Annotated in this window: 9 protein-coding genes and 2 pseudogenes; all 11 read left to right on the top strand. The window is 53.4% G+C overall.

The features are described 5' to 3' along the window. The first annotated feature begins 13 nt into the window (after positions 1–13). On the top strand, positions 14–382 hold the full coding sequence (locus tag L1F29_RS25200; protein ID WP_258384781.1) for an arsenate reductase family protein: 369 nt from the start codon (positions 14–16) through the stop codon (positions 380–382). 49 nt (positions 383–431) lie between these two features. After that, positions 432–1,631, top strand: a complete 1,200-nt coding sequence (locus tag L1F29_RS25195) for an aminotransferase class I/II-fold pyridoxal phosphate-dependent enzyme (protein ID WP_258389804.1) — start codon at positions 432–434, stop codon at positions 1,629–1,631. A 95-nt stretch (positions 1,632–1,726) separates the two neighbouring features. Next, positions 1,727–1,819 (top strand): annotated as a pseudogene (locus tag L1F29_RS34605) (IS200/IS605 family transposase); the annotation flags it as partial. Between the two features lie 6 nt (positions 1,820–1,825). Next, a pseudogene (gene tnpB, locus L1F29_RS25185) lies at positions 1,826–2,929 on the top strand (IS200/IS605 family element RNA-guided endonuclease TnpB). A gap of 204 nt (positions 2,930–3,133) precedes the next feature. Then, on the top strand, positions 3,134–4,036 hold the full coding sequence (locus L1F29_RS25180; RefSeq protein ID WP_258389803.1) for a 5'-3' exonuclease: 903 nt from the start codon (positions 3,134–3,136) through the stop codon (positions 4,034–4,036). 209 nt (positions 4,037–4,245) lie between these two features. Continuing rightward, positions 4,246–4,923 carry a response regulator transcription factor gene (locus tag L1F29_RS25175; protein ID WP_258384780.1) on the top strand — a complete coding sequence of 226 codons (678 nt, stop codon included), beginning with the start codon at positions 4,246–4,248 and terminating at the stop codon, positions 4,921–4,923. Then, entirely contained in the window at positions 4,923–6,206 is a 1,284-nt protein-coding gene (locus L1F29_RS25170; RefSeq protein ID WP_258384779.1) for a sensor histidine kinase, read from the top strand. The genes L1F29_RS25175 and L1F29_RS25170 overlap by 1 nt, the downstream gene beginning before the upstream one ends. A 166-nt stretch (positions 6,207–6,372) precedes the next feature. After that, positions 6,373–7,851, top strand: a complete 1,479-nt coding sequence (locus tag L1F29_RS25165; protein WP_258384778.1) for an ABC transporter substrate-binding protein — start codon at positions 6,373–6,375, stop codon at positions 7,849–7,851. Next, complete coding sequence (locus L1F29_RS25160; protein ID WP_258384777.1) at positions 7,851–8,543, top strand: ABC transporter ATP-binding protein; 693 nt, start codon at positions 7,851–7,853, stop codon at positions 8,541–8,543. Before L1F29_RS25165 ends, L1F29_RS25160 begins: the two co-directional genes overlap by 1 nt. After that, entirely contained in the window at positions 8,500–9,558 is a 1,059-nt protein-coding gene (locus L1F29_RS25155; RefSeq protein WP_258384776.1) for an efflux RND transporter periplasmic adaptor subunit, read from the top strand. Before L1F29_RS25160 ends, L1F29_RS25155 begins: the two co-directional genes overlap by 44 nt. Next, complete coding sequence (locus L1F29_RS25150) at positions 9,558–12,350, top strand: ABC transporter permease (RefSeq protein ID WP_258384775.1); 2,793 nt, start codon at positions 9,558–9,560, stop codon at positions 12,348–12,350. Before L1F29_RS25155 ends, L1F29_RS25150 begins: the two co-directional genes overlap by 1 nt. The last annotated feature ends 22 nt before the right edge of the window (positions 12,351–12,372 follow it).

Below are 12,372 nucleotides of genomic sequence, written 5' to 3'. Positions count from 1 at the left end.
GAGTTGTAAGGTGATGAAGAAGTCAAACCGATTGACGGTATACGAATATCCGCGCTGCGGAACCTGCCGCAGCGCAAGCAAATGGCTGAAAGCCAAAGGCTATGAGATCGAAGCGCATAACATATTTGAAACGGCTCCCCCTGCCGAGACGATTGAAGAGCTCATTGCGAAGAGCGGGCTGGATATTAAGAAGTTTTTCAATACGTCCGGCGAGGTCTATAAGGAATTGGGGCTAAAGGACAAGCTTGCCGGAATGAGCCACAGGGAGAAGGTGGAGCTGCTGGCTTCGAATGGCCGCTTAATTAGGCGGCCGATCGTCGTAGATGGCGACCGAATTACCGTTGGCTTCAAAGAAGACGAATATGACCGGGTATGGGACTAGCGGAAGCTGGCGGAACGAACGGATTGGAAGCAGGGAGGCTCATACTGTGATGACGAAACAATGGCGGGCCGATCGGCTTGGACGGCTGGGCTCGTCTATTTTTGCAGAAGTGGACGATTGGAAGCGGGAAGCGCGCCAGGGCGGGCTGGAGGTCATCGACCTAAGCATCGGAAGCCCGGATGCGCCGCCATCCGACACGATTCGCAGAACGCTTGCCGAAGCGGCGCTGCGGCCGGATTCATATGCTTACCCGGGCTCGAAAGGGAGCCCGGCTTTTCTTCATAAAGCGGCCGAATGGCTGGCTTGCCGGTTTGGCGTGCAGGTGGATCCGGAGCAGGAGTTATTGTCGCTTATGGGATCGCAGGATGGTCTGGGCCATTTGGCGTTAGCGCTCTGTAATCCGGGGGATATCGCGCTCATTCCGGATCCGGGCTACCCGGTCTACGCTGCCGGCTTGGCGGTTGCGGACGTAGAGCCATACTTCATGCCGCTGAAAGCGGAGAACCGGTTCCTGCCTGACTTTAGCCGGATTCCCGAAGAAGTGTGGCAGCGAGCGAAATTTATGCTGTTGAACTATCCCAGCAATCCCGTATCGGCTGTCGCAGATCTCGCCTTCTTCCAAGAAGCGGTCGCGGTCGCGAAACGGCACGGCGTGCTGATCGTTCACGACTTGGCCTATTCGGAGATGGCATTCGACGGATGCCGACCGCCGAGCATTCTTCAGGTGCAGGGAGCCATGGAGACTGCAGTGGAATTTCATTCGCTCTCCAAGAGCTTCAATATGGCCGGCAGCAGGATCGGTTTCCTCGCCGGCAATCGGGATGCTATAAGCGCGTTGAGAGAGCTGAAGGCCAATATCGACTACGGAATCTTCATCCCTGTTCAAGAGGCCGCAATTGCGGCACTCGATGAGGATATACGGGGCGTGAATGAGCCGGTAGCCGCACTGTACCAGCAGCGGAGGGATATCCTGCTGCAGGCGCTGAAGGCCGAAGGCTGGGACATTCCGGTTCCGAAGGCGACCATGTTTGTCTGGGCGCCGCTTCCCGTTATGGGATGGGAACTGTCGGAAGGTTGGAGTTCCCGTCGAATTTCCCGGGAAATGTTAATTCGCAAGGGCGTTGCGGTTATTCCAGGCGATGCGTTCGGTCAGGAGGGCGAAGGCTACGTGCGGATCGCTCTGGTGAAGGATGAGAAGCTGCTTATGGAAGCGGCCAGACGGATCGGCCAGTTTATCCGCGGGCAGTAGACGGCATTACGCAGCGGGCCAGTTAAGATCCTATCCATTATTTACAGGGGAGGCAACCCCTTATTTTATGGCTAAGCCGAGAACACTCACGTCAGGATCTCTGGAATCCTTCTTATTTTGTGGCAACGGTTAGCGAGCACACAGAAACCCAAATACGTGAATCCATTCAAAATGAGAAAGTGAGGTGAAATGACATGATAGTCAACAAAGCCTACAAATTCCGTATTTACCCTAGCCAAGAACAACAAACACGAATCAACAAAACAATCGGTTGTTCTCGATTTGTGTACAATCACTTTTTAAAGAAATGGAACGACACCTACAGGGAAACGGGCAAAGGCTTGTCGTACAAAGCATGTTCTGCCGAGCTACCTTCACTAAAGGCAGAATACGACTGATTAAGAGATGTAGACTCCATTGCTGTCCAGACTTCGGTGAAAAACCTTGCCGAAGCCTATACCCGATTCTTCAAGAAACAGAACGCTGCGCCACAATTCAAAGGGAAACGAAACAAAGTTCAATCGTACACCACCAAACAAACCAATGGTAACATTGCGATTAGTGGGAATAAAATCAAACTGCCTAAACTTGGTTTTGTGCGTTTTGCGAAATGTCGTGAAGTGGAGGGACGAATTGTTAACGCTACAATCAGACGTAATCCCTCTGGCACGTTTTTCGTGTCTGTACTAGCAGAAGTCGACATACAGCCGCTTCCAAAGACAGGTGCAGAAGTAGGCATTGACTTAGGGTTAAAAGATTTTGCCATTCTATCCAATGGTGAAGTGTTTGGCAATCCAAAGTTCCTGCGGACGATGGAGCAGAGACTTGCTCGTGAGCAACGTATCTTATCCAGACGTGTGAAAGGTTCTTCCAATTGGAACAAACAACGAATCAAAGTTGCTCGAATTCACGAGAAAATTGCCCATGCACGAACAGACTACTTGCAAAAGATATCAACGCATATTGTCAAAAACCACGACATCATTGCGATTGAAGATTTGCAGGTATCGAACATGATGAAGAATCATAAACTTGCCAAAGCGATCAGTGAAGTATCGTGGTACCAATTCAGAACCATGTTGGAATATAAATCCAAGTGGTACAAGCGTACCGTAGTGGCAACCGGGAAAACCTATGCGTCTTCCCAGCTCTGCTCAAACTGTGGATACCAGAACAAAGATGTGAAACAGCTAAACTTACGTGAATGGGACTGCCCAAGTTGCGGGGCACACCATGACAGGGATATGAACGCAAGTAAAAATATACTTGCCGAAGGTAAAAGACTGCTCTCTGCATAATTGCAGTAACCGTAGGAACGACGGGGATAGCCTAATCCATTAGAAACCGTTAGGTTTCCGTACTTAGGAATCTCGTCACTTTAGTGATGAGAGGTTCAAAGAAAAAATGCTATAATGAGAGAAAACAAATGGGAGCGATTACCCGTGTCTGAACTGAATAAAGAGAAGCAACCGCCGGATAGTAGGGTGCTGATTGTGGATGGAATGGCCCTATTGTTCCGTGCCTTCTATGGAACATCCTATACGGGTTATATCCGCAAAACGAAAGCAGGACTGCCTACTAACGCCGTTTACGGCTTCATTCAATACTTCTTCGATGCCATCGAGACGTTTAAACCTACCCATGTGATCTGCTGCTGGGATATGGGAAGCAGCACGTTCCGCAACGAAAGCTATCCGGAGTATAAACAAAATCGCATGGAAGCGCCTCTGGAGCTCATTCCCCAGTTCGATCTGGTGAAAGAGGTCGTAACCGAGATGGGCGTGCCCAATGTCGGATTAGCGGGCTATGAAGCGGATGACTGCATAGGAACCCTATCCGCGCAGCTGGGGACAGATGCGGATGTCTACATCCTGACAGGCGATCATGATATGCTGCAGCTCATTAACGAGCGGGTCAAGGTCGTTATTATGAAGAAAGGCCGGTCCAATTACGCGGTCTATGATTTGGAAACGCTGCTGTCCGAGAAGCAGTTAACGCCGCTCCAGGTCATCGATATGAAGGGATTCATGGGCGACACCGCGGATAACTATCCGGGCGTCAAAGGAATCGGCGAAAAAACGGCGCTCAAACTGCTTCTGGAGTATAAATCCATAGAGGGCTGCCTGGAATGTCTGGACCAGCTTCCCAAGAGCGTGAAGGCCAAGATATCGGCGAACCTGGATATGCTCCATCTATCGCGCGATCTTGCGCGAATCCGGCTTGACGTGCCTATCGCGTGCAGCCTGTCAGAATGTCTATGGGATCTGCAGCGAGAAGCAGCGGCAAGGAAGTTTGAAGAGCTCGAATTCGGCAGTTTAGTCAAGGTGCTAGGTGAAATAGAAGAAGAGATCGATCTGTTCACGCTAACCGTGAATGAAGCAGCGGCTTCGAGAGAGGAAACGTAATCCTGAATCATTTCGTCGATCTATAAGAAGAGGGGCTTTCTATCGTTAACGCAGTTGACGGTAGAAAGCCTTTTTTTGCTGCGTACGATTACGTGATTATTGATCTGCTTCAGGATCGTTTCATGTGCTTCTAAGCTTTCATTAAGGTTCGTCAATTAGAATAGGTCTGCTGATTACGCGAATAAGCCTGACTTAAAGGGGCGGACCAATTGAGAATTTTAGTGATCGAAGATGACCGTCCGCTGCTGGATGCCGTGACGACGCTGCTTAAGGAAGAAGCGTACCAGGTCGATGAGGCGGACAATGGCCCGGACGGTTTGTATTTGGCGCAGCAGCGTATCCATGATTTGATCGTACTGGACGTGATGCTTCCCGGCATGAGCGGCTTGTCCGTTCTGAGTGAGCTAAGGTCGCAGGGGGTATCGATGCCCGTCCTGCTGCTTACGGCGCGCGACAGCGTAGAGGATCGCGTGCAGGGGCTGGACGGCGGCGCAGACGATTATCTGGTCAAGCCGTTTGCGACGCCTGAGCTGCTGGCACGCATCAGAGTATTGCTGCGCCGGTTTTCTCTCGGGGCGCCGGACGGCGAGCTCCACTACGGACAGCTTACCGTAAAGTGTCCATTCATGGAGGGCTATGCGGACGGAGTGCCTTTGAAGCTTACATTAAAAGAATATGAGCTGATGGAGTACTTTCTGCTCAATCGGGAGCAGATTCTGACGAAAAATCAGCTGCTTGACCGGGTATGGGGAATCGACTCGGAAGCAGGCTTGGGGGTCGTCGACGTCTATGTCCATTATTTGCGCAAGAAATTGGCCCCTTCCGGATGCGACCGTTTTATCCATACGATTCGCGGAGTCGGTTACATGTTAAAGGAGAAAAGCTGATGTTCAATCGTATCCGAGTACAGCTGACGATCCGTAATGCTGCGGTTCTGTGCGTCATTCTGGTCACGTTAAACCTGTCCATATTTTTTATTATGAAGAAGATGCTGTTCGCCCAAATCGATCTATCCATCACGCGCTTCAGAGATCAAATGGCCGTGTCCGTTCCTGACATGTCGGCGACCGCGGGAACATCCAATATGAAAAGCGTCATCTACCGCGTCGACCAGATGGATCGCCCGATTATCCAGTTGTTCTGGACAAAGGATAATCAGATCGTTCCGATGTTGAGCAGCAGGGAGTTTAGCGATGAGCATCTGGAGCAGCTCCTGCCGAAACGGTTCGGGTCATCGCCGGAGACGGTAAAGGTAAACAACCAATATTTCCGGGTGCTGAATGTAGATAGCCCTGGCATTTCGGCGGTGAACGTCGATGGAACCTCCTATAAGATCACGACGCAGCAGCTGCTCAGCAACGTTTCCGCTGAGATTGACATGCTCCTTCAGCTGCGCAACATTCTGTTGTTCGGCGGCAGCATCGGGCTGTTTGCCGCGGTAGCAGCCGGATTTTACTTGGCGAATCGTTCTCTTATTCCGATCCGCCGCTCGCTGGAGAAGCAGCAGCAGTTCGTATCGGACGCCTCCCATGAACTGCGGACGCCGCTTGCCGTCATCCAGGCGCACACGGAGCTTCTGCTGCGGCATCCCGATCATACGATCGAGCAGGACAGCAAGCATATTTCCAATGTTCTGCAGGAAGCCCGGCGAATGAGCAAGCTGGTCGGGGGGCTGCTGACGTTGGCCAGAACCGATTCGAACCAGCTTGAGCTGGAGCGCAAGCCGGTTCAATTCGACCGGATTGTTCAGGAAAGCGTGAACAAGATGCAGATGCTGGCCGAGGTGAAGGACATTATTCTACATACCGAAATCGACTCGCCTATTCCGATGGAAGCCGATGAGGAGCGACTGCACCAGCTGCTTGTGACCGTGCTCGACAATGCGGTCAAATATACGCCGGAAGGCGGCGTTGTCCGCATTATTTGCAATAAATTGGCCCACTCTGTACAGCTCGAGGTGGAGGATACCGGAGTCGGTATCGCGCCCGACGATTTGCCGCATGTCTTCGACCGGTTCTACCGCGGCGACAAGGCCCGGACGCGGCAGGAAGGCGGAACCGGATTGGGCCTTGCCATCGCCAAATGGATCGTGGAGCGGCATGGAGGCCGGATTCGGCTAGAAAGCAAGCCGCTGATCGGAACCCGTGTTTATATTTCATTGCCGCTATAATGCGGCAGCTACCTCTATCAGACAGGACAGTTAAGGGTCTCCATCCTTGACTGTCTTTTTTATGCTCCGCTTACTGTATTTTAAGCAAACGTTCAGCTTCTCTAACCGATTTCTAAAGAATCGCCACCATACTTGGGATGAATCTATTAACCCGGAGGGTGATCGAGTGAGGAAGAATTGGATGAGGAACGTAGGGCTGCTGACATGCGCCTTCGTATTCGCGGCTGTCATGTCGGCATGTACGACGCAAGGAGGCAAAGAGGGAGCGGAAATAAGCGGCTTGGACAGGGAGGACAAGGGATCGCTGAAGGTTGCCTATTTTAACGAAGAAGCCTTCTTTATGCAGTATGGCAATGCATTTCAGGCGATGTATCCCAATATCCAGCTGGAAGTTGTCTCGACCGAATCCGTATTCAATGCTGAGGACCCGGTATCCGAAATGGAAAAGCTTCTCAAGGAACAACAGCCGGATGCGCTGTATTTAACGGAAGAGCAGTATGCCGAGTTTGCAAAGAAGGGACTATTATATGATCTGGACGCCGTCGTCAAACAGGATCAGTTCGACCTGGACAGCTTCCAGCCTTCCGTCATCGAGCTGCTCAAAGCACGGGGAGGGGGCAAGTTATACGGGCTGAGTCCGAGCTTCTCCAGTCAAGTGCTCTATTATAACAAAGATTTGTTCGACCAATACGGCATTCCTTATCCTACGGACGGCATGAGCTGGGATGAGGTCATGCAGCTGGCTGAGCGCTTCCCCGTCAAGAAAGACGGAGACGATGCCTTGTTCGGCTTGTTCCAGTCCTCCCAGACAGTGGATCCGTTCGAGCTGATCCGCACGATCGGCGAAGCGAAAGGGCTGATCTATGCGGATGCGGATGCCGGAACCGTGTCCATCGAATCGCCGGAGTGGAAGGCGATCTTCCAGTCGGTCATCGACGGTTATAAATCGGGCAGCATCTCGATGCCGGCAGCCGACAGCGGAAACATGGGAGGAGCCGTCATGATGCGCAGCATGGGAGGCAAAGGAACGATTCGAATCGGCGGAGACTCGATGCGCTTCATGTCCGGTCAGGCTGCGATGACTATCGACGGACCGATGATTATGAACCTCCTGGGCATGAATACGAAGATGGGCGCGCAAGGCGCGGTCAAGGCGGATAGCGGCTCCAGCTCCGCGATGAAGACGCTTGAGAGCCCATTCAAAGAGATTAATTGGGATGTCGTAACGCTTCCTGTCGATCCTTCCCAGCCTGACGTTGCGGGGAGTCTAAGCCTGGACAGCGTGTTCTCGATCAACGCGTCCTCCGAGAGCTTGCCCGCCGCGTGGGAGTTCGTGAAGTACGCCAATGGAGAGCAGCTGGCCAAGACAGGCTCGAAGTCATCCCCTTCGTTATCGTCGCGAACCGCATTCAAGAAAACGGAAGAGGGGAAAAACATCGACGCTTTCTATGCGCTGCAAGCCAATACGCAGCTTCTGCTCCGGACGCTGCCCGAAGGATTCACCGATTCATTCGCCGAGCTGGCATCCGGCCAGATCAAAAAGGCGGTGGAAGGAGCGCAAACCGTGGACGATGCCCTTAAGGCGATCCAAACTGGGGGGCAGGATCTCCTGACTAAAGCGAAAGTGGAAGCGGGACAAGAGTAATGGCTGAGAGGACGGAGATGCCATGCCATGAAGTGCGAAACGTGCACAGAAGCTTCTGGACCGGCGGTCAGCGGGTCGATGTATTGAGAGGGATCGAGATGTCGGTTGCATCCGGCGCCCTTACGATGCTCCGGGGACGTTCAGGCTCAGGGAAGACAACGCTCCTTAACTTGATGGGAGGTCTCGACCGGCCATCGGCGGGTGAAGTGATGTTTAAGAATCGCGCGATCCATCAATGGAGTGACAGACGGCTGACTGTCATGCGGCGGCAGGAGATCGGGTATATCTTCCAAACCTTCGCCCTGATGCCGCTGCTAACAGCCTGGGAGAATGTTGAGCTTAGCTTGCGGATGGCAGGTATTTCACGGACACAATGGAAGGACAGGGTGGCCCGGTGTCTGGAATTGGTGGGCTTGACGAAGCGGATACACCATCGCCCGTTCGAGCTGTCAGGCGGCGAACAGCAGCGTGTGGCGATTGCCAAAGCGATCGCTCACCGGCCTCTGCTCCTGCTGGCAGACGAGCCGACGGCAGAGCTTGATTCGCACATGGCGTCGCATATTATCGCGATATTTCGGGATATCGTGGAGGCAGAAGGAATTGCGATCTGCATGACCACACATGATTCTACTTTATGGGGGGCGGCAGATGTTGTCTATCAAATGGCCGATGGCCGCATCGTTACGGAATAGAAGGATGGGATCGGCATGCCGGCTGCTGGCTGCGGCGGCGAGCATATCCATCCTCGCAGGCTGTTCCCTGCTTCCGCAGGAGGAAGAATTGGAGAAGCTGCCTGCGATTCAAATCCCGAAGATATCGCAGAAGCCGGAATATTCGGTTAAGCGCGGAACCCTTGAGCTGAAAGTGAGCGGATCCGGCAAGCTGATGTCCGAGCGGGAGGAGATTCTCTATTTTACGGAAGACAATCAACGAATTACGGATGTTTACGTGAAGGCCGGGGACAAGGTGAAGAAGGGTCAGGTGCTGGCCGAGCTCGATACGGGCAATATGAAAAATCAAATCCTTCGTAAAGAGATCGAGCTGGAGAAGACCGGGCTGGATTTGAAGGAATTGCTGCGAGAAGCGTCCGGAGACAATGAAATTCTGCTCCGCAAGCAAGAGCTCGAATACAAATTGCAGAAGGAAGAACTGGCTGAATTGCAAAGTGCGCTCGCCGATTCGAAATTGACGGCTCCCTATGACGGTACGATTGTCAGTTTTACAGCCGAGAAAGGCGATATGACGAAGTCGTACGAGAAGGTCGGCCAAATCGCGGATATGGACGCTCTCGTCGTTGCGGTCCAATTCAGCTCGGGCGATCTAAAGCATATTGCCCCGGGGATGGAAACGGTAGTCGGGATCAACACGGCCGGCGACCATATGGGAAAGGTAAGAAGACTGCCTGTAAGCGGAAGCCAGCAGGAGGAAGACTCGTTAGATTCATATGCCCTGATCGATCTGAAGAAGCTGCCCGAGAGCGTCCAGCACGGTACGCCGTTATCCGCTTCCGTCATCATCGAACGACAGGAGAATGCGTTGTATATTCCAAGCGCAGCCCTTCGGAAGCAGAATGGCCGCCATTACGTGCTTGTATCCAATGCCGATGGCAGCAAGGGCGAGGTGGACGTAGAAATCGGCGTACAAACGGTCACGGATGTGGAAATCATTAAAGGGCTTAAGGAAGGCCAGAAGGTCGTGGGGAAATAATGCGGATCATCGTCTATCTTCTCCTGAAAATGTGGCAAAACCGCTGGTTTACGCTCACAACGCTGCTTGGTTTGACTGTGGCGGCGGCGTTCGCGATGAGCATACCGATGTATGCCGACGGCACGTTGAAGCGGCTTGTTGCGAAGTCTCTTCAGGAAGAGACGAAAGGACTGCCTGCAGCATCTCTCTATATCAAATATCAATCGGGAGGGATGGAAGGCACCGACTTGGACGGGCTGGGAGAGGCGGACCGCTGGATCACCGGGGAACTCCCCGGACGTATCGGATTTCCGGCTGAAGCCTTCTCAAACCGTCTCAGCCTCCCCGCTTCAACGGTACGATCTGCGCAAACAGGCGCAGGCAGCGCTTCGAGCCGTTTAGTTCGCATGGAGCTCGCCGCGCAGAGCGGCATGACGGATCGGATCGAACTGACGGAAGGGAAGCTGCCCCGGGATAGTAATCAAGGAGAAGCCATCGAAGTTCTTGTGCTGAACGAGACGCTGGCCCGGTACGGCTGGAGGATCGGCGATACGTTCTACTATGACGCCAAGAATGCGGACGGGCAGAGCAATAGGCTGACCGTGCGTATTACCGGCACGTATAAATTAAAAGACGAGACGGATCTGAACTGGGCGATCAACGGAAAAGATAAATTGGCCGATACCTTGCTCGTCAGCCACAAGTCGATGACCGATACGTTGCTCCGGGAAAAGCAACTGGTATTGGATTCGGCTGAATGGTTCTACGCATTCGATTTAGGAGACATTCGAATCAGCGATCTTGGCCCTCTCACTGGGGAGCTGCAGCGGCTCGAGATCAATCTGCACCGTATGCTGGAGAATACGAAGGTCAATTTGACGTTTATCGATATGCTGCATGAATTCAATCGCCAGAGCGTCCTGCTGCAGGCAATGCTGTTCGCCCTTGCTGCACCGGTGCTCGCGATGGTGCTGTATTTCATCACCCTTAACGCGAAGCAAGCGCTGGATCGCCAGAGAAGCGATATCTCGGTGCTGCATAGCCGGGGTGCCAGTCCGAGGCAGATCACATGGCTCTATATGATCGAAGCCGCGCTGCTTGGTGGAGCCGCTCTGCTGATCGGTCTTGTTCTGGCCTGGTTGATGGCCAAAATGATCGGATCCTCCAGCGGATTCCTCTCCTTCGTCGGCCGCAAATCGATTCCGGTCGGGTGGAATAAAGCGGTCTGGTTGTTCGGAGGCACCGCAGCTCTGCTCGCTGTGATCGCCACGACGGCGCCAATTCGCGCCTATGCCGAAGCGTCGATCGTCAAGCATACCCAGCGGCGTGCGAGAAGCGGAGGATCTCCGCTTTGGCAGCGAATGTATGTGGATGTCGCTCTGTTGGTTGCCGTCGCAGCCGGATGGTATCTGCTGGATACCGGCCAAATCTCGTCGGTTGCCCAAAGTGGGGGAACAGCGCAAATTCAACCGGTCATCTTCGTCTTCCCGGCGTTGTTCCTGTTCGCCGCGGCATTGCTATGCCTCCGGTTGTTTCCGCTGATGCTCCGTGTCTGGAATGCGTTCATGAAGAATCGTATGCCGGTAACGCTGTATATTACGTTGACGCAGCTGTCCAGGTCGGCCGCCACTTTTTACCCGCTCATGATTTTATTGATTCTTACGATCGGGCTTGGCGTCTATAATTCATCGGCTGCACGAACGATGGATGTGAATGCATCGGACCGCACGAATTATCAATATGGCAGCGACGTTGTTCTGAAGGCGGCCTGGGAAGGCGTTCAAGATGAGAATGATGAGAACAAAATCTATTATACCGAACCTTCCTTCCAAGCCTACTCGCAATTAAGTGGGGTAGAGGCGGCTGCCCGGGTCTTGAAGGCGACGGGAAAAGCGGAGGTCGGCGGCAAGCAAGCCGGCAATGGGCAGGTCGTCGGTATCGACAATGCCGAATTCGCCAAGGCGGCCTGGTTTCGCAAGGATCTGTATCCGTATCACCCCTATGAGTATCTGAATGCGCTTGGACAAGCGGAGCAAGCCGTCCTGATCTCTGCCGGATTCGCGCAGCAATATGGCTTGAAGGAAGGCGACCCGCTCCGATTAACGATTGGTTATGACAAAGCGGCGGTGGAATTAGTAGTCGTTGGAATTGTGCCCTATTGGCCGAGCCAATACCCGGACGAGTCGCCTTTCTTCGTGGTCAATCTGGACTATCTGTATCAGCAGATGGAGAAGATTCCGTATGAAGTATGGTTGAAGATGAAAGACGGCGCGAAGCTAGCGCCCGTATTGGAGACACTGGCGGGGCGCGGCATTGAAGTCGCTCAAGCGGAAGATGCCCGCGGCGAGCTGATCGAGCGGCGCAATCATCCGGCACAAGGCGGCGTCTTCGGCATTCTGAGTCTCGGGTTTCTCATATCGTTGCTTGTTTCCCTGCTGGGTTATTTGATTTTCTGGTTCTTCACCTTGTCGCGCCGGGTTGTCCAGTTCGGCATCTTGAGAGCTATGGGACTCTCCCGCGGCCAATTAACCCGGATGCTGCTGCTCGAACAGCTGTTCACGACAGGCCTGTCGGTCGCAGCGGGAATGGGGCTCGGCACGATGGCGAGCCGTTTGTTTCTGCCGTTCCTGCAGGACGGAACGCTGGAAGGGACGAGGCAGGTGCCGCCGTTTCGCATTGTGTTCGAGGCGGAGGATACGCTGAAGCTGTACGCGGCCATCGGCGTTATGCTCGCCGCCGGCGCCTGCCTGCTCATCCTGCAGCTTCGGCGTCTGCGCATTTCGCAGGCCGTTAAGCTTGGCGAAGAACGATAGCACCATGTGAAAGAGGAGGTTG

Origin of the sequence: Paenibacillus spongiae (assembly GCF_024734895.1) — a bacterium.
Lineage (GTDB): Bacteria > Bacillota > Bacilli > Paenibacillales > Paenibacillaceae > Paenibacillus_Z > Paenibacillus_Z spongiae.
Note: the sequence above shows the minus strand (reverse complement) of the source record. Positions and strands in the feature narration are given on the sequence as shown.